Origin of the sequence: Maritimibacter sp. DP1N21-5 (assembly GCF_019218295.1) — a bacterium.
Taxonomy (GTDB): Bacteria; Pseudomonadota; Alphaproteobacteria; order Rhodobacterales; family Rhodobacteraceae; genus Maritimibacter.
Genome location: NZ_JAHUZF010000006.1, coordinates 146068 through 165074 on the forward strand (window position 1 = coordinate 146068; position 19007 = coordinate 165074).

At 62.3% G+C, this 19007-nt stretch carries 15 protein-coding genes; 10 read left to right on the forward strand and 5 right to left on the reverse strand.

What is annotated here, in order from left to right; genetic code table 11:
* Positions 1 to 10: 10 nt before the first annotated feature.
* The 3 genes from KJP29_RS08345 to KJP29_RS08355 all read left to right on the forward strand — a co-directional run bounded on the left by KJP29_RS08345 (position 11) and on the right by KJP29_RS08355 (position 2730).
* Complete coding sequence (locus tag KJP29_RS08345) at positions 11 to 973, forward strand: DUF2927 domain-containing protein (RefSeq protein WP_255553510.1); 963 nt, start codon at positions 11 to 13, stop codon at positions 971 to 973.
* A gap of 85 nt (positions 974 to 1058) precedes the next feature.
* Positions 1059 to 1529: a hypothetical protein gene (locus KJP29_RS08350; protein ID WP_218463126.1), complete on the forward strand. Its 471-nt coding sequence runs from the start codon at positions 1059 to 1061 to the stop codon at positions 1527 to 1529.
* Between the two features lie 91 nt (positions 1530 to 1620).
* Entirely contained in the window at positions 1621 to 2730 is a 1110-nt protein-coding gene (locus tag KJP29_RS08355; RefSeq protein WP_218463127.1) for an SPFH domain-containing protein, read from the forward strand.
* A 97-nt stretch (positions 2731 to 2827) separates the two neighbouring features.
* Here the strand turns inward: KJP29_RS08355 and KJP29_RS08360 are convergent, their stop codons facing one another.
* Entirely contained in the window at positions 2828 to 3670 is an 843-nt protein-coding gene (locus KJP29_RS08360) for a hypothetical protein (protein WP_218463128.1), read from the reverse strand.
* Positions 3671 to 4240: 570 nt separating this feature from the next.
* Between KJP29_RS08360 and KJP29_RS08365 the strand changes: the two genes are divergently transcribed.
* The 5 genes from KJP29_RS08365 to KJP29_RS08385 are packed head-to-tail and all read left to right on the forward strand — an operon-like array spanning position 4241 to position 7285.
* Complete coding sequence (locus tag KJP29_RS08365) at positions 4241 to 4660, forward strand: hypothetical protein (protein WP_218463129.1); 420 nt, start codon at positions 4241 to 4243, stop codon at positions 4658 to 4660.
* The gene (locus KJP29_RS08370) at positions 4657 to 5778 is read left to right on the forward strand and encodes a TFIIB-type zinc finger domain-containing protein (RefSeq protein ID WP_218463130.1); all 1122 of its coding nucleotides are present in this window, start codon (positions 4657 to 4659) and stop codon (positions 5776 to 5778) included. Before KJP29_RS08365 ends, KJP29_RS08370 begins: the two co-directional genes overlap by 4 nt.
* A complete protein-coding gene (locus KJP29_RS08375; RefSeq protein ID WP_218463131.1) occupies positions 5775 to 6446 on the forward strand; it encodes a nitroreductase family protein in 672 nt (223 codons plus the stop codon). The genes KJP29_RS08370 and KJP29_RS08375 overlap by 4 nt, the downstream gene beginning before the upstream one ends.
* On the forward strand, positions 6443 to 6889 hold the full coding sequence (gene dtd / locus KJP29_RS08380) for a D-aminoacyl-tRNA deacylase (RefSeq protein WP_218463132.1): 447 nt from the start codon (positions 6443 to 6445) through the stop codon (positions 6887 to 6889). The genes KJP29_RS08375 and dtd overlap by 4 nt, the downstream gene beginning before the upstream one ends.
* A gap of 60 nt (positions 6890 to 6949) precedes the next feature.
* A complete protein-coding gene (locus KJP29_RS08385; protein WP_218463133.1) occupies positions 6950 to 7285 on the forward strand; it encodes a hypothetical protein in 336 nt (111 codons plus the stop codon).
* Positions 7286 to 7305: 20 nt separating this feature from the next.
* Here KJP29_RS08385 and KJP29_RS08390 read toward each other — a convergent pair whose 3' ends face one another.
* From KJP29_RS08390 to KJP29_RS08405, 4 genes are all read right to left on the reverse strand, one after another.
* The gene (locus tag KJP29_RS08390; RefSeq protein WP_218463134.1) at positions 7306 to 8487 is read right to left on the reverse strand and encodes an HlyD family type I secretion periplasmic adaptor subunit; all 1182 of its coding nucleotides are present in this window, start codon (positions 8485 to 8487) and stop codon (positions 7306 to 7308) included.
* Positions 8484 to 10718 carry an ATP-binding cassette domain-containing protein gene (locus tag KJP29_RS08395; protein WP_218463135.1) on the reverse strand — a complete coding sequence of 745 codons (2235 nt, stop codon included), beginning with the start codon at positions 10716 to 10718 and terminating at the stop codon, positions 8484 to 8486. Before KJP29_RS08395 ends, KJP29_RS08390 begins: the two co-directional genes overlap by 4 nt.
* Positions 10715 to 12037, reverse strand: a complete 1323-nt coding sequence (locus tag KJP29_RS08400; protein WP_255553511.1) for a TolC family protein — start codon at positions 12035 to 12037, stop codon at positions 10715 to 10717. Before KJP29_RS08400 ends, KJP29_RS08395 begins: the two co-directional genes overlap by 4 nt.
* A 160-nt stretch (positions 12038 to 12197) precedes the next feature.
* The gene (locus KJP29_RS08405; RefSeq protein WP_218463136.1) at positions 12198 to 15401 is read right to left on the reverse strand and encodes an Ig-like domain-containing protein; all 3204 of its coding nucleotides are present in this window, start codon (positions 15399 to 15401) and stop codon (positions 12198 to 12200) included.
* A 222-nt stretch (positions 15402 to 15623) separates the two neighbouring features.
* On the opposite strand from KJP29_RS08405, the gene KJP29_RS08410 reads away from it, so the two are divergent.
* Positions 15624 to 16724, forward strand: a complete 1101-nt coding sequence (locus tag KJP29_RS08410) for a DUF4147 domain-containing protein (protein WP_218463137.1) — start codon at positions 15624 to 15626, stop codon at positions 16722 to 16724.
* A 307-nt stretch (positions 16725 to 17031) separates the two neighbouring features.
* Positions 17032 to 18984, forward strand: a complete 1953-nt coding sequence (locus tag KJP29_RS08415; RefSeq protein WP_218463138.1) for a CocE/NonD family hydrolase — start codon at positions 17032 to 17034, stop codon at positions 18982 to 18984.
* The last annotated feature ends 23 nt before the right edge of the window (positions 18985 to 19007 follow it).

The following is a 19007-nucleotide window of genomic DNA, read 5'->3' on the forward strand; positions in this document are numbered from 1 at the left end:
CAGACGCAGGATGACGGCATGGGGCGGCCTCGTCGCCCTTGGGCTTCTTGCGGCCTGCGACGTGTTCCAGCCCGTCGAACCCGTGCTGACGCCGAAAGTGCGGCCAGCCGGACTGGCACCACCACCGGTCCCGGACATCCAGGCGACGTCGCAGGAAAGTGCGGCCTTGCGCGCCTATCTGGCACAGGTCCAGTCCAGCCAACTGACCTCCGGGCTGCTCAGGCAGGATGGCGGCGGGCCGGACACGCCCTTCACCTCCGACATGCTGGCCCGCAATTTCGAAGAGATCGTGTTCTTCAACGAATATGCCAGTCCCGGCGTCCGCCCCGGCGCGCCCAGCGCCCTGCGCCGATGGGCGGCACCTGTGCGCATTGGGATCGAGTTTGGTGCGTCGGTCCCGCCCAGTCAGCGCACGCGCGACACCAATGATGTGATCGCCTATGCCCGGCGATTGTCGCAAGCGACGGGCCACCCCATTTCGGTGTCCGACAATCCGAATTTCCTGGTCTTTTTCGTCTCGGAAGACGACCGGGCCGCTGCGCTGAATGCGCGCGCCACCCGTTTGCCTGCGGTAAACCGGATCAACGTGGGGCCGGTACGGGATCTGCCCAGTGATGCTTATTGCGCCGTCGCAGCCTATGCAGGCGGCGCCGAAAAATCGACCTACACCGCGGCCGTTGCCGTGATACGGTCGGAGAACCCCGACCTCTTGCGACTGTCCTGCATTCACGAGGAGCTTGCCCAGGGCCTTGGCCTTGCCAATGACAGCCCGGATGCGCGCCCGTCGATCTTCAATGACGACGATGAGTTCGCGCTGCTGACAGGTCATGATGAGCTGCTGCTGGGTATGCTCTACGACGACCGTCTGCGCCCTGGCATGGGGCTGGTCGAAGCGCAACCTATCGTCGCCGACCTGGCGCGGGAGAAGCTGGGCGAAGACATCGCAGAACTGCAGGCCAGCGCTCAACAATAGCACATTGCCGTGAGGCCACCTGTCTGACCACAAGCCCGTACATATGTGCGCTTCATCACATGAAACGCACAAGGTCGGCCCCATCATGCTCTCCACGCTCACAGCCTTTCCCCTGCGCATTGTCCTGATCGCGGGCCTGATCGGCGAGCTTGCTTTCGAAGCCTATGCTTGGCTCATGTCCCCCCTGATCTTCGGCGTCGTGCTCGAACCCAGCAACCTGATCGCGGCACTCGCCAGGATCTACCTCGATGCATCGCTCGGCTACGGGGCAGCCTTTGCGGTGCACTTCGCCATCGGTGTCGTGGGGTTCGGCAGCGCCGTCTGGCTGATCCACCGCCTCAGCGGCCTGCGCCCGGAACTGGCGGGGGCACTGACCGGCCTTGCGCTCTGGTTCGTGGCGCAAGGCGGCCTCGCCCAATTGGTCGGGCGCGACTTCATGATGGGGTTCGGTGCATACACACAGTCGTCCTTTGTCGGCCATGTCGGCATGGCAACGATCATGGGGGCCGTCATCGCGCGACTGCAAGCGCGCCACCGCGCAGAACGAACTGCGTAAACGGCTGCCACACGCACGTGCCGTCAAAACCCTTCGCACTTGCTGCCATGGCATCCTATATTGGCTGCAACTGAATACAAAGGGCACCGCAATGAGCATTTTCGATTTCCTCTCCGGCCAGTTCATCGACGTCATCCACTGGGTCGACGACAGCCGGGACACGATGGTCTGGCGGTTCGAACGCGAGGGGCACGAGATCAAATACGGTGCCAAGCTGACGGTGCGCGAGGGGCAAGCTGCCGTCTTCGTGCACGAAGGCCAACTGGCCGACGTCTTCACCCCCGGTCTCTACATGCTCGAGACCAACAACATGCCCATCATGACGACGCTGCAGCACTGGGATCACGGCTTCAAAAGCCCGTTCAAATCCGAGGTCTATTTCGTCAACACCACCCGCTTCAACGACCTGAAATGGGGCACCAAGAACCCGATCATCTGCCGCGATCCGGAATTCGGCCCCGTGCGCCTGCGCGCCTTCGGCACTTACTCGGTCAAGGTGGCGGACCCTGCGCGGTTCCTGGTCGAGATCGTCGGCACCGACGGCGAATTCACGATGGACGAGATCAGCTTCCAGATCCGCAACATCATCGTGCAGGAGATGTCCCGCAGCCTTGCCAAGTCCGGCATCCCGGTCATGGACATGGCCGCCAACACGCGCGAACTGGGCCAACTTGTGGCCAAGGAAATCAGCGCCCAAATCACCGAATACGGGCTCACCCTGCCCGAGCTCTACATCGAAAACATCTCGCTGCCGCCGGCGGTCGAGGAGGTGATGGACAAGCGGTCCTCCATGGGCGTGATCGGAAATCTCAACGAATACATGCAGTTCCAGGCGGCAGAAGCGCTTGGCCGTGAGGGCAGCGGCGCATCTGACGCGATGCAGGCCGGGCTGGGCGCGGCGATGGGCCTGCAAATGGGTCAGCAGGCTGCATCCCCCGGCCCCTGGGGCGCGCAACCTGCACGCGGCGGCGCCACACCGCCGCCCCCGCCTGTCGAACATGTCTGGCACGTGGCAGAAAACGGCGAGACGAAGGGCCCGTTCTCCAAGGCACAGCTGGGTCGCATGGCGCAAGCGGGCGAGCTGTCTCGCGAAAGCTATGTCTGGACAGCAGGCCAGGACGGCTGGATGAAGGCAGAGGACGTGACTGAATTGGCCCAGCTTTTCACCATCCTGCCGCCACCACCGCCGCCCGGGGTGTAACAGACACCTGTAGCGCCCGCCTTTGGCACGAACCATGGAAGCGTAGTGTCGCCTTTGCGGCGGCACCATCAATCACGCCGCCTGCGCTCCGTATTCGCTAAAGCTTCACTCCACAGCTCACATCGCCTGCCTTATGCGGATCAATCGCAAGCTGATATTCTGGAATTTTTTCACCTTTGCACCAATAGAATTCCCGAGTGGTTTCACCCTGCATCAGAAACTCCCGCGCCAAGCCCTGGGCATGGAATTCCCGCATGGTCCCATCTTCAACGATGTAATCTCCGTTCTTCTTCTTGGTCGTGGGCTTAGTATTGAGAAGATCATCAACATATGGAATTCTTTTTACCAAGTTTGCCATGGTCTTTTTGAGAATGGTCACATTCATACCGTTGTGCCAATCGTAGTCATCGAACACTTTGTACGTAAATTTCATATCGTATCGCACCTGGTTTCCGTCCGGGGTAACCAAAACCTCCCCCATGCCCCAACATTGATATCCGTGCATTGCGAAATACCAGTTCGGACACTCTTCTTTGCGCACTGCAGCAGACTCCGGCCGGGCTGACGCAAAGCTGTGACGTCCAAACGGCAGCGTCTCCACATAAGCCTTGGCCTGACCAACCTCTTCAGTAAATCTTTTGTGCGCAGCAGGTGAAGACGCAATGATGTTTTCTACATTCAGATCCAAGTCTCTTCCTGAAGCTGTGAAGTAGTGTTCAAGATGCCGGCGCGTGTCTTTCCCAACCAATCCACTCAAAGTGTTCAGGAAAAGAAAGCTGGTCATCTTTTCCTTTAGCGCGATCATATCAGCTGTTTCAGGTTTCGAATTGAATTTACCAAAAATACGACTTCTCTCACCCTTGAGATAGCTGTCAACGACCACTTTTGGATCACAATTTCCGGGCATATAATGCGTGCTTGATTTGGCTTGAGTTGGCATATTACCTCAACGAATTAAAATGAATGTCTACCGCCATAGATTATGTCGATCAGATAATCACAGTAAATGACACAGCCCAGACGGGACGGGAGGTTTGCCGACCGATACGGCAAAATACGGCAAATGTCCGCTGATGTATGGCGGTCTTTTCAGTTTGCTGTTGCGGCTTCCAACAGCAGCATATCCAGCGGCGGTTACTAAATTTCGAAGCCCAGCGCTCCAGCGGCTAGGAGTGGTTGGAAGACATCAATCAGACGGAGGTGGCGAACCCTTTGCAAAGGCCGCCACGCTACCGGTATTCGGCGAAGGACCAAGAAGCCGCCTGCGCATGGCAAAGAAACCCGACAACGCGCATGGGCTCTTGCAAAGACAGCACGTGGAACTCTCAGGGCCATAGGCATACCAAACCCTCTGCCTCGCTAGAGCCCCCCCGCACCCCATCTTGTCGGCTTTCCAGCTGAATGGAAACTCGCGTTGTTCACAAAGTGAAAGCCCACCTTCTTACACCATTCGATATAGCCAACATCTGTCCAGACCAGTACGCTCGACGATACTGACACAGGAACAGCCATGCGCCGCAAAGTCACCATTGCCCTCCACTGGACGAATTTCGTCCTCCTGATCCTTCTGGTGGCAGGCGGGCCGATCCCCGCCATCGCTTGGGCCTTTGTGCTGACAGGCGTCGGCATGTGCGCCATCGCCATCGTCCAGGGCCTGATGAACGGCCCCGGCCCCAAGCTCGAAGGCGCGTTGCGCACCGTACACCCATGGCTCAGCCGCGGCATGTACGCCGCGCTTGGCCTCGTGGCGGCACTCACTGCATGGTATATGCTCGGTGGACGCTGGGGTGGCCCCGCCCTCGTCGATCTGTACTTTTACCTGATCGCGGCCTCATCGCTGCACGCCATCTTCCACCTCTGGCGACACACCGCGCTCGGCGACGGCGCCTTGCGCCGGATCACGCCAAAGGCCATGCATTCGCTTCTATGACCGACTCTTCCGACCCAACCGCTGCGGCCACCACAGCCGATCACCGCTTTCCCTGCGACAATTGCGGCGCCGACTTCCGCTTTGATCCAAGCGCGGGCCTGCTGGTCTGCGACCATTGCGGCAACACGGCCCCCATGGACACGGACGCCCCGCGCACCATCGCCCCCATCGCCGAACTGGACTACCGCGCGGCCCTCACCGCCGACCTGCCAGCGGCGGAGATCGAGGAGACCCGCGTCTCCACCTGTCCCAACTGCGCGGCACAGGTCGAATTTGACGCCGACCTCCACGCCACCGAATGCCCGTTCTGCGCCACGCCGGTCGTCACCGACACCGGCGCCCACCGGCATATCAAGCCGCGCGGCGTCCTGCCCTTCGCGCTGACAGAGGCAGAGGCACGGGATGCCATGACCACCTGGCTCGGCAATCTCTGGTTCGCCCCCGGCGGCTTGCAGGACTACGCGCGCAAGGGCCGCGCGATGCAAGGCATCTACGTCCCCTACTGGACCTTCGACGCCGACACCCGCAGCAGCTATTCCGGCGAACGCGGCACCGTCTACTACGAAACCCGAACGGTGATGCGCGACGGTAAGCGCCAACAGGTGCGCGTGGCCAAAGTGCGCTGGCGCCCTGCACACGGCAAGGTCGCCCGCTTCTTCGACGACGTGCTGGTGCTGGCGTCAAAGTCCCTGCCCAAACGCTTCACCGACGCGCTGGAACCCTGGGATCTGAGCGCGCTGGAACCCTACGCGCCCGAATTCCTCGCCGGTTTCCGGGCCGAAGGTTATGCAGTCGAGCTGGAGGAAGGGTTCGAAGAAGCCCGCGCCAAGATGGACCGCGTCATCGCCCGCGACGTCAAGTTCGACATCGGAGGCGACCGCCAGCGCATCCACGCCATCGACACCAAGCTGGGGGCCATCACATTCAAACACGTGCTACTGCCTGTCTGGCTCGCCGCCTACAAGTACCGGGGCGAAACCTACCGCTTTGTCGTCAACGGGCGCACGGGCCGGGTGCAGGGTGAACGCCCCTGGTCCAAGATCAAGATCGCCATCGCCGCGGTGCTGGGCCTGATCGTCGCCGCAGGCATCGGTTTCGTGATCGCTACACAGCAATGACCCACTTCAACGCCTTGGACGCCGTCCTCTCAGCCCGCTTCTCCTGCCGCGCCTTCCGACCCGCCCCGGTGCCCCGCGCCGATGTCGAACGCATCATCGCCACCGCACAAAAGGTGCCGAGTTGGTGCAACGCCCAACCGTGGCAGGTGATCGTAACCGCCGAGGCCGAGACCGAGCGCTTCCGCGACGCGCTTTATGCCGCTGCCAGCACCACCGCCCCTGCCCCAGACATGCCATGGCCCGAAGGCTACCCCGGCGTCTACGGTGACCGCCGCCGCGCCTGCGGCTTCCAGCTTTACGACGCGGTTGGCATCGAAAAAGGCGACCGCGCCGCCTCCGCCCAACAGATGATGGAAAACTACCGGCTGTTTGGTGCACCCCACGTAGCAATCATTACCAGCCCGAAAGTGCTGGGCCCCTACGGCGCCATGGACACGGGCGGCTTCGTCACGGCCTTCTGCCTTGCCGCACAAGCGCTGGAGGTCGCAACCATCCCGCAGGCCGCCATCGCAGCTCAGGCCCCGTTCGTGCGCGACTTCTTCGACATCGCAGAGGATCGGCAGATCCTGTGCGCCATTTCCTTCGGCTATGCCGATCCGGACCACCCGGCCAACACCTTCCGCGCTGACCGTGCCGAAGTGGCCGACGTCATGGAGTGGAAGGAATGAGGGCGCTCCTGCAGCGGGTGTCCGAAGCCTCCGTCACCGTGGATGGCCAAACGATCGGCAGATGCGGCCCAGGCCTCCTGATCCTTGTCTGCGCTATGCCCGGCGACACAACCGAAACGGCAAAGGCGCTCGCCGCGAAGGTCTCAAAACTGCGACTGTTCAAGGACGACGCCGGCAAAATGAACCTGTCGATCCTGCAAACAGGCGGCAGCGCGCTTGTGGTCAGCCAGTTCACGCTTGCAGCGGACACGTCCCGCGGCAACCGCCCTGGCTTTTCAGGGGCAGCCAAGCCAGACGAGGCCGAGGCGCTCTACCTGCAATTTGCCGAGGCCCTGCGCGATCTTGGGGTTGAGACAGAAACAGGTCAATTCGGTGCCGAGATGGCCGTGGGACTAACGAATGACGGGCCGGTGACGATCTGGCTGGATACAGAGGCGAGTTAACCGGAGACGTCTCCGGTGCATGCTATGCTGCCTTTCAAGATTTGAGGTATTCAGAACGTTATGTCGAAATTTGCGCCGCTCAAAGAAAAGCTAAAAAACAATGGCTGGGACGTTGAAACGGTTTGCCTTTCAAGCGACTGTTGGTGGGCGAAGGAAATCTGGAGACTGACTCCAAAATGGAGCCCACTTGGCCGCACTATATACCTTTCCTTCTTGCTGGATCCGCTGTGCGAATACGATGATAACAATCCGCCCGATGAAGCAGTTTGGGCGGTCAATTTAGCATCGGAAATTCCAATGTCTCGCCCTCTGGACGGTGTTTCGGCAAAGGCGCGACTTTCCGAACAGAATGAAAAAATCGTAGCTCTAGCAGCCACTCTCCGAGAGGAAAATTAAAGCGCGCACAGAACCATGCCCTAAGGCTCCCGAAACGCCTCACGCGACTTGTAAAGCGGCTTCATCAGATATTGCAGCACCGTCTTCGCCCCGGTGTGCAACTCAACCTCCGCCTGCATCCCCGGCCGGATCGAGATTGACCGTTGCCGCTCCGTCAGCGCCGACATGTCCACCCGCACCGTCACCTTGTAGTGCGCCTCGCTGTCCGGCTTGCGCTCGTCCTTGAATGTATCGGCCGAGATCAGCTTCACCTCGCCCTTCAGCGCACCATAGATCGTGTAGTCGTAGGCGCTCAGCTTCACGCTCGCTTCCTGCCCCGGCAGAACGTTGGCGATGTCCTTGGGCGCCACGCGCGCCTCGACAAACAACTCCTCGTCCAGCGGGATGATCTGCAGGATCTCCTCACCAGGCCGCACAACACCGCCAATGGTCGTGACGCTCAGATTGTTCACGATCCCCCGCATGGGGCTGACCAGAACGGTCCGGTTCAACTGGTCCTGCGCTGCCTTGTAGGTCTGGCGCAGTGTGCCCAGTTCCTTGAGCGTATCGGAATAGGCCTGCGCCCGCTCCAGCTCAGTCTGGGTCATGATCTCATCGAGCTTGATACGCGCATCCGCATGGGCTTTACGCGCCCGCGTCACCTCGATCAGTGCGACGATGTTGCGCTCCAGCAAGTCCTCCAACAGCGTCCGCTCTTTGGCGGCCTGATCAAGCACCCGTTGCGCGCCCTCGCGGCGGCTCAGAAAGTCGGTCTGCCGCGCATTGAGCAGCGCCCGCTCCGACGCCACAAGCCCCGGCATCTGCTGCTCCAACGCACCCGGCACCGCAAAATCAAACTGGCCCGCCAACTCAGCTTCCAGACGCAACTGGCGCACGGCCAGAGCCGCGATCTGATCCTGCAGATCATCGGCCTGAGACTGAAACTGTGTCCCCTGCAACCGCGCCAGCACATCACCCTGCTCGACAACGTCGCCCTCGGCCACAGCCAATTCGGCAAGAATACCGCCCTCAAGGTTCTGAATGATCTGTGGTCGAGACGACGAGATCATCTCACCCGAGCCGCGGACAATCTCGTCCACCCAGGCAAACGCGGCCCAAAGAACAAACACCAGCACCGCCCCGGCGCTCAGCCATACGACCAGCGATGGGCCACGCATGTCACTTTCAAGCTGTCCGCTCAGATTGGTGTGCGCGATGCTCATGCGATCTTGCCCTTCAGCGGTACGGTCTTGCCGATATGGCTCAGCACCTCATCCCGCGGGCCGTCGATGGTCATGCGCCCGTTCTGCAGGATCAGCGTGCGGTTGGTCAGCGACAGGATCGGCACGCGGTGGGTGGCGATGATGGCCGTGCGGCCCTCCATCCATGTCTCGAGCCGACTGACCAGAGTGCTTTCCAGCGTCTGATCCAAGGCGGCGGTGGGTTCATCCAACAGGCAAATCTTGGGATCCTGCAACCACAGCCGCGCCCAGCCGATCGACTGGCGCTGCCCGATGCTCAGGCCCTGCCCGCCATCCAGAATTTCCAGATCCAGTCCCTTGTAGTGCCCCTTCACAAACGGCCCCAGCCCCGCGAAATCCAGCGCGGCATAGAGGCGATCATCGTCCCGCTCCAGCAACGTCAGGTTCAGATTGTCCCGCAGCGTGCCCGAAAACAGGCGCACATCCTGTCCCAGATAGCCAACGAGCCGCCGCAAATCCCGCGGCTCGATCTGCGCCATGTCGGTGCCATCAATAAGCACGCGGCCCTTGCTCGGCGCATAGACCCCCGACAGCAGCTTGAGCAGAGACGACTTGCCCGCCCCGTTCGATCCCAGAACAGCAACGCGCTGCCCCGGCATGATCTGCACACCGGGAAGGTCCAACGTCGGCGCGCCATCGTCCTCGTATTGAAACTGCACCTCACGCAGTTCGAAATGCCCCTTCAGCGCATCACGGCGCAGATAGGTCCGGCTTTCATCCACATCCTGCGGCGCGTCGGCAATGGCGTCCAGGCCATCGAGCGCCGCCTTCACATTGCCCCAACGCGCCATCGTGCCCGCCAACTGCGTCAGCGGCGCCAAAGTCCGCGACGACAGAATACCCACCGCAATGATCGACCCGACGGTAAACTGCCCGGCAAAGACCAGATACGTCCCCGCAATCACCGCAGCCACATAGGTCATCTGCTGCATGCCTTGGCTCCAGAAGGTCAGGGCCGACGCCAGCCGCCGCTGCTCCGACGACTTCATGGCCGACAGAGTCGTCAACTCCTGCCACAACCGCATCACACGGTCCTCGGCGCGCTGCGTCTTCACCGTATCCCGCTCAAAAATCGCCTCGTGCAGCAGCCGCGAAGACTTGGCGGACGCGCCCTGCGTTTCCTGCGTCAAACGCAGCATCCGGCGCTGCAGGAAGAAACCGGGCACCACCATCAGCACCCCGCCAAGGATGAGCACCCAGACCACCGGCCCCGCAATGGACGCGACCAGCAACAGGAACACAAAGATAAACGGGATGTCGGCAATGGTGCCGATCGTCGAAGCGGTAAAGAACTCGCGCACAGACCCGAACTCGCGCATGGCCGAGAATGTCATCGACGGAGATTGCCCTCGCAAATCGCTCCGCATCCCCATGACGCGCTGCATCAGCAGGGTCAGAACGGACAACTCAATCTGCCGCCCCGCACCGTCCATCAGGCGGGCACGGGCGATCTTGATAAACGCCTCGAGCAACAGGGCCAGACAGGCTCCAGCCGCCAGCACCCACAAAGTCGCCTCGGACTGATGCGGGATCACACGGTCATAGACCTGCAAGGAAAACAATGCCACGGCGACAGCCAGCAGGTTCGCAACGAAAGACCCAAGCGCCACCTCCGCCAGCGCCTTGCGAAAGCGCGGGAACTGCCCCCAGAACCAGTGATTGCGCACGGCAAAGGTTTTGTGCACCTCCGCCACCCGCTCCAGCGGCGCCTCCGCCTTGACCAAGAGACCGGCAAAGAACGGCATGAACTCCCCCATCGGCACATGGGCGCGATTGTCCGGGCAGGTCTTGTCATAAATGATCAGGTCATCGCGGTCCTGACCGACAACCAACACCACCTGACCGCTGGTCATATAGGCCAGTGCGGGCCAGTGTTCCGGCGTCAAGGCCTTCACAGACATCACCTGCGCCTGCAAACCCGCGCCACGCAAGCAGCCCGCCAGCGTCCCGGCTTCGACCTTGTCACTTGCCCCCTCACGCGCGTTCTGCCGCAGGGTCGTCAGCATGTCGGACGCCGCCGCAGACACCCCAAGCAAACCGGCATAGGCCACCGCCACATCGGCGCGGGCACTCAAACGGTCCGCCTCATGATTGGCGTTATCGGCCTTCGGCGTCTCCTTGACCGGGGCCGCCGTGATCTGCGCCCGATTGCCGTTGGTGATGGTCAGGGTAAAGGGGCGTTTCTCGGTCAAATCTGCTCTCCATCCGCCAGCACCCCTTGCACGCGGGCCAATTCGACCTGCAGGCGGAGCGCTTCGTATTTCAGCAGCACTTCGGCGACCTGGCGCGCGGCAAAGGTTTCATAGACGCCCACCACGTCCATGACCTGCCGCTGTCCGGCCTGATATTGATCCTGAAACAGATCAAGGTTCGTCTTGGCCTGCGCAGTCAGCCCCCGCGCCTCACCCGCCTGACGGGCGGTGGCAGCAGACTGGCCCTCCAAACGGCGCAAGGTGCGGTTCGCATCCTCATTGGCCTGGGCCACCTGACGGCCCGCCGCCTCGCGCGCAGCCTCGATGGCACGCAAACGCCCAGCGGTGCCAAAGCCGATGCCAGTGCCGCCGGCCGTGATCCCAGCCCCACTGTTTTCCCCAGCCGTCGCCGTGGCGGTGATGCCGGGCAATTGGTTGGCGCGATCAATCTGCGCCTGCGCAATGCTGCGCTCCTTCTCGGCTTCCGCCCGCGTCACGGCCAAGGGCTGTGCGGCAGCGCCACCCACAGCCAGCGTCTCAAGCCCACGCACATCGCCCAGCGGCTGGATCGACATGGCGTTCAACTCGGAAATCGCCGTTGCCTCCGCCTCTTCGCTCGCAGCAATGGCGGCTCGGATCTCTGCCAGCTTCTGGCGGATCACGTTCAGATCGGACATGTCCGACACGCCGCCCCGGACGCGCTCTGACATGATGTATTCGAAATGCTCCATCTCACGCAGGGTCGCGCGATGGACGACAGCGCTTTCACGGGCTTCGGCAGCGGTCAGATAAAGATCCAACCCCGTCGCCACCCGGGCATTCGTATCCTCGGCCAGCGCGACGGCGGCCACCTCGACATCTGCCTTGGCAAAGGCGCGTTCACCCTTCTTGCGGCCATTGTCGAAAATCACCTGCTCGACGACGATCTGGCTGATGATGTCGCCCAGCGAGTTCAACGACACGCGCGGCCCGATGGTCGGCAACCAGTTCTTTGACGCGGCAGACGCGCGCAGACGTGCTGCGCGCAACTCGGTCTCCGCGGCGCGGGCATTAGCTGCCAGAACAGACGTCGCCACGCGGTCATACGCACTGCCCGACGGCAGTACCGACCGGCGCGCAAGCAAACCCTGAATAACCGGGCTTTCCGCGTTCAATGTCTCGTCATGTGTCGTGGGTGTCGCCCGCAGCGCCGCCTGCGACGGGGCCACGACCTCCGCGTCAGCCCCTGCATCGGATCGGGACACAAAGGGCATTTCGCCCATGTCCCCCATACATCCCGCTGTAAGCGAGACGGCGGTGAACACCACCGCGTACCTCATACCACCTTGCCCCATAGTCCTGCCCCGGTTCGGGTTTTTATCGTTTTTGGAGGTGGGCGCGGTTGCGGTGTCCGGTCCGCGCCTCTGTCTTGCTGGAGAATGCTCGATTTTTTGGTCTTGTTGCTCTTGCCCAGTGAAAGTTCGTTTGTGTTGCAGTGCCTTAGACGACGCCCGTGTTCACGGTGATGTCGTCGTCCAGGATGATCGTGCCCTCGGTACCCAGGCTGTAGACGTCATAGGTGTGGCCATCGACCGTGGTCGACCCGGTGCGCGTGGCACCCGCAATCGTGACCTTGTCGTCGCTGCCGCCATGGATGGTCAGGGTGTTGGTGCCGTCCGACAGATCCAGAAGCTGCGCCTCGGTGATGGTCAGGCTGGCCTCTTCCGCGAATTGCAGTTCCACCGCCTCGATCTGGTAGTTGCCAAGGTTGGCGTTGCCCAGATCAACGGTCGAATTGGCGCTCTCGTCATCCAGCACAACGTAGGTGCCGATGGTGTTGCCCGCCGCATCCTCCGAGCTGACGACCAGGTGCGAACCGTCCGGCACATCGGTCTGGAACTGGAAGTTCGTCTCGCCCAGCACATCGATGTCGACCTGGTTGGCGACGACGTTGGTGATCGACCCATCCGCATTGACCTGCGCGACAGACAGATCGCCATCGCTTTGCTCTGTCGAAATGCCGCGGATCCCGTCAGCATCGCGCGTGTAGCTCGCGATGACCGGCCCGTCTGGAGCTTGCGTGTCGATGCGCACCATGTCGCTGAGCGTATCGGTGTTGCCGACGGCATCTGTGGCCATGACAGTGATGGCTGCATCGTATTCACCACCCGGTATGGCCGCGGGCGGAATATCAAGCGACCATGTGCCGCCTGCATCCACAGTGGCCTCAAGCACGGTGCCGTTGAAATCGACCATCACGGTCGAGCCAGGCTCGACCATGCCGCCCAGATTGATGCCTTCGCGCGCTTCCTCGCCGTTGACAACGTCGTCTCCGGCAATCGGCTTGTTCAGGCTCAGGGCATTGACCAGCGTATCCACCCGCACCGTATCGGTGACAGTCGCGACATTCCCTGCAACGTCAGTCGCGGTAACGGACACGTCCGTGGTGTATTCACCTTGCGGGATCTGATCCGCGGTAAAGGGCGCTTGCCAATTGCCATTCGCATCCACGATGGCAGGCACTGTATGGCTGCCCATTGTGACGGTCACGGTCGAGCCCGGCTCCGTCGTGCCAGTGACGACCGTACCATCCAGACGTTCTGCTTCCGAAATGATGTTGTCGCCCTCAATGGCGTCTGCGGCAACGGACAGGTTGTCGACCCGCGTATCCACATGCACCGTATCGGTGACCGTCGCCGTGTTGCCCGCTGCGTCCGTTGTCGTCGCGCTGATCTGAGCGTCGTAGGTTCCTTCAGGGATCTCGCTTGCAGCAAAGAATGCTTGCCAGGTCCCGTTGGTCCCTGTCACCGTCTGATGTGTGACACCGTGCAGCGTGACATCCACAACCGCGCCCGGATCGGACGTGCCTGACAACACAACGCCGTCGCTCGCCTCTGCCCCGTTGATGACATCATCGCCCTCAACCGGTCCATCCAGCGTCAGAACGCTGGCTTGCGTGTCCACGTTCACCGATTGGGTGACACTCGACATGTTGCCAGCCGCGTCGGTCGCCGTGGCGACCATATCCGAGGTGTAGGTGCCCGAAGGCAATGCGCCCGGTGCAAAAGTCGCCGTCCACGTGCCATCTGCGGCGACCACTGCGGCGGTGGTCACACCAGCCAGTTCAACCGATACGGTCGAGCCCGGCTCGACCACGCCTGTGACGACAAGGCCAGACGCCGCTTCCGCCGCGTTGATCGTGCCATCGCCACCGGCAGTAGAGGTGTATCCAAGCGCATTGACCAGCGTGTCGACCTGAACGTCGCCCGTGGCTGTGGCCGTGTTGCCTGCGGCATCGGTAGCCACCGCGGTCACGGCAACTGTTGTCTCGCCCGAAGGGATGTCGGACGCTGCAAAGGTCGCCGTCCAGTTGCCGGACGCATCGACAATCGCGCTGGTTACAACCGTGCCAAAGGTCACTTCGACAGTCGAACCGGCCTGCGCCGTGCCCGTCAGAGTGACACCATCGGACGCCTCTTCGGCGTTGATGATCCCATCGGTTTCAACGGTCGCGGTTTCCATTGTGACTTCGGCCACAGTATCCACGACAAGCATGTCGGTGATCGTGGTGGTGTTGCCAAAACTGTCCGATGCAACAACGGTGACAGCGGTGGAATACTCTCCATCGGCCAGTGTTCCCGGCTGCCAGGTGGCCTCCCACGTCCCGTCGTCAGCGACGGTGACCGTACGTGTCACACCGGAGATCGTGATCTCCAGCGTCGCGCCCGCCTCGCCCGTACCTTGCAGCGTGACGCCGCCGGACAGCTCACCACCATTGACTACATGCCCGACCGATTCCACCCCGTGGGTGATTGCAACATCGGGTGGCGTCGTGTCGATCACGAATGTCGGACCGGCAATCGTGGTGGAACCACCACCCGTATGCGTGAATTCGGCAACCGTCTCGACCGTGCCATCGCCGGGGAAGGTATCGCCCTCGAAATCCAACTCCCAGGAGCCGTCGTCCCCGATCGTCACCGTTCCCACCTGATCGCCGGCGGTCACTTCGACCGTATCACCCGGCTCTCCAGTGCCAGTGACCGTTACAACATGCGTTGACGTATCGTCGCCGCCAATATCGGTGGATGTGCCCACATCGTTCACAGTGGGATCGGCCGGCACATAGGGAGGCGGGTTGTCGCCGCCACCACCACCGCCGTCACTGCCGGTGCCACCACCGCCGCCGCCACCGCCGAGCAACGCTGCTCCACCAACCACGGCTGCCGCGGCCGCCGCGCCACCGCCCAGCAGGCCCGAGCCGCCAAGCAGCGCCGCGCCCAGCATGGACACTTCCTCGTCATCTGTCACCGGCAGGTTCGCCACTTCCGTCCGACCCAGATAGATCAGATCGTCGGACGGGCTCCACTTGCCCCACTGCTCCGTCGGACCGTACTGCGCAAAAAGCTCGCCATCGGTTGTTTCGACAAAGGCGACCTCGTTCAGATAACCGTCCGCCGAGATGAACAGGCGATTGGCAACGCCCGCATCGTTAAAGTAATTCTCAAGCGTGATCTGGCGCCCGTCGACCAGCGTGATGATAAGGTCATCTCCGCTGCGCTGCTGCCCGGCCAGATCAATTTGCCGAAGATTGAATGAAATTTCTTGCCCGCTTGTCAGCGACACCGCCGTATTGCCATCAACCGGCACGACTCCACGCTGCACTGCGCCCGCACCATTGCGGACGACGAAATCAATCGCCTTCATAACACCACCACTCTCGCCTCAGACCGCTTTATTGCGGACCCTTCTGGTAATCGCGTCGCCGGCCTTGTTTCGCCGTGCTGACCACTTGTTGTGGCGGTAGTGATACGCGAATCATGATTCTAGGGCTAGAGTCTTTTTGTCAAAGCATCACAATTTCCAGCGATTCCGAGTAGATATTGTGCTGATTCGGACTCACATTCACGCAGCGACAAGGGTTCCAACATGGCTGACACCCCAGATCTCCTCGCGCTTTGGCAGGCTGGCATCAAAGCGGTTGAAGGATACGCCGCCGTCAAGACGGCCCTTGAGGAAGACGGCATTTCCAAACCAGACCGTATTGTTGCCGTGGGCAAGGCCGCCACGGCCATGGCGCGCGCGGCCTCGGAACAATGGCCCGACATCCCTTGCCTGATTGTCACGAAGTATCATCACTCGGACAACGCGCCCCCTCAGGCAACGGTCATTGAAGCGGCCCATCCGGTTCCGGATGATGCGTCCCTCGCAGCGGGCCATGCCCTGCTGGACGCCGTGGCAGCCTGCGCGCCGGGAAGCCATCTGCTGATGCTGGTTTCTGGCGGCGCTTCGTCGCTCGCCGAAGTGCCCGAGGGCGACCTCAGCCTCGAAGACCTGCGGGCCGAAACCGAAGCACTGCTGGCCTCGGGCACCCCGATCGGTGACATGAACGCCCACCGCACGGCCCGGTCTCAGATAAAGGGCGGCAAGCTCCTGGCTCGCTTCCAAGGCGCGCGCGTCACCACGCTCGCCCTCTCGGATGTGGAGGGAGACAGTCTCGCCACAATAGGCTCTGGCATCGGGGACGCATCGCCAGATGCGCCCTTCAGTTTCACGCCACACATCATCGCCAGCAACGCAATCGCGCGCGCTGCCATCGCCGACACGTCACCCTTACCCGTGCACACAAACGAAGAGACGCTTTATGCCGACGTGGCGCAACTGGCGCCCCGGCTGGGTCAAATGCTGCGCGACGCAGCGCCTGGCCTGCACATCCTCGGCGGCGAGCCCGTTGTGCACCTGCCCGAAAATCCCGGCCTTGGCGGCCGCAACATGGCTCTTGGTCTCGCACTTGCCCGTGAAATTGCCGGAACGCAGGGTCTGCGCATCCTCGTGGCCGGAACCGACGGCACCGACGGCCCGACGGATGCAGCGGGCGCATTGGTCGATGGTACGACATGGCAGGACGGCGCGGCGGACGCACTCTCCAGTGCCAACGCCTATCCCTGGCTGAAAGACCACGGCGCACTGGTGGTGACAGGACCCACAGGCACGAATGTCATGGACCTGCTGATCGCACACAAGGCCTGATCCAAAGGCCGCTTGCGCGACGACACTCTTCAGGGGGCTCTGCCCCCGCGCGTGCCGCGCTCCCCCGAAGTATTTTCAGCCAGAAGAAGAAAGGGGAAGGCACCTGGCCCTCCCCTCGTGAAGAAAGGCAACCCCTTCTCCTGGCGCGGCCATCGGCGCTTCCGCCTGTACCGCAAATGCAGACTGCAGGGACAAGGTAAACAAATCCCTTCTTCTGGCCGAAAATACTTCGGGGGAGGCCGCAGGCCGGGGGCAGCGCCCCCGACCCCGCTTGACAGCAATGCACGCCGCCGCCCACCTTGCCCTGATGCAAAACACACTGCGCGAGATCGAAGAGCAGCCCGATCTGGGCATCACCCTCAGCGATGGCACGCGCCTGTCCGTCCGCATGTGGCGACCCGTGGACGCCGCCGTCGATCCGGTACCGGTCATTCTGGAATACCTGCCCTACCGCAAGCGCGACGGCACCTGCGCCCGCGATGCGCTCACCCATCCCTACTTTGCCCAGCGCGGCTATGCCTGCCTGCGGGTGGACATGCGCGGCGATGGCGACAGCCATGGGCTGATGCAGGATGAGTACACCCAGCAGGAACTGGATGACGCGGTAGAGGTGATCACCTGGGCCGCCGCTCAGCCGTGGTGCAATGGCAATGTCGGCATGATGGGCATCAGCTGGGGTGGCTTCAACAGCCTGCAGGTGGCCGCTTTGGCACCCGAACCGCTCAAGGCCATCATCACGCTATGCTCCACCGTCGACCGGTTTGCGGATGACATCCACTTCAAAGGCGGCTGCCTGCTGAATGAGAACCTCGGCTGGGGGGCGACGATGTGGAGTTATTCCTCCCGCGCGCCCGATCCCGCCCTGCGCCCCGATTGGCGCGAGATGTGGCTGGAGCGGCTCGAGAACGAACCCTTCCTGCCTTCGGTCTGGCTGCGCCACCAGAGCCGGGATGACTATTGGAAACACGGCTCCGTCTGCGAAAGCTACGACACGATCAAGGCCAAGGTGCTCGCCATCGGCGGTTGGGGGGATTCATACAAGAACGCCGTACCCCAGGTCGTCGAAAACATCCCCGGCGCAAAAGGCATCCTTGGCCCTTGGGTGCACAAGTATCCCCACTTCGCCGTGCCCGAACCCCGCATCGGCTTTCTGCAGGAGGCGCTGCGCTGGTGGGACCGTTGGCTAAAGGGGACAGACACGGGGGTCGAGGATGATCCCGCCCTGCGCAGCTACCTGATGGACGGCGTGCGCCCCGCCACATGGTACACCAACCGCCCCGGGCGTTGGCTCGCCGACGCACAAAGCGAAGAGCGCACCTGGTTTCTGACCGACAATGGGCTCGAACCGGACCAAGGCAGCTTGCACCGCGCGGTGGCGTCACCCCAGGACACAGGCACCGATGCCGGGGAATACTGCGCCATCTGGCTCGGCCCCGAACTGCCCGGCGATCAGAGGCGCGACGACGCGCTCAGCGCCTGCTTCGACAGCGCGCCGCTCGACAGCGACCTGTCCATCACAGGCGCGCCCGTCATCCGCCTGACCCTCAGCGCCGACCAACCCGTCGCCCACATCGCCGTGCGTCTGAACCATGTCCACCCTGATGGCGCCTCCACCCGGATCACCTACGGCGTTCTGAACCTCGCCAAACATCTTGGCCGACCGCTTGCGCCGGGCCAGCAAGAGACGATCCGCCTGCCGCTCGACCACATCGCCTACACGGTGCCTGCGGGCCACCGTATCCGCGTAGCAATCTCGACCGCCTACTGGCCCCTGATCTGGCCCGCGCCAGAAGCTGCAACGGTCACACTGCACGGCGGCTCCATAAGTATAGACTCCTTAACAACCGCCGGCGACTGGACCTTCCCACCGCCTGATGCAGCACCCCCCTGGCAGACCGAAGAGCTCCGCCCCGAAACCCACACGCGCCGCCAGGAAACCGATATGGTCACCGGCATCACCTCACTGGTGATCGAAGACGACTTCGGCAAACTCCGCGACCTCGACCACGGCCTCATCACCGGCTCCATCGCCCGTGAGCGCTGGGACATCCACCCGGACGACCCGCTGTCCGCGCGCGGCACCTGCCACTGGACGGACGAGCTGGAGCGCGACGGCACACGGCTCCGCACCGAAGCCCGCTGTGCCATGTGGTCGGACGCCACCCATTTCCACCTCAGCGCATCAATGGAAGCCTTCGAAAACGACACCCGGATCTACCACCAGGAGATCACCGACAAGATCGCCCGAGACCTGCTCTGACGGCGGCAACCCACGCACGAAGC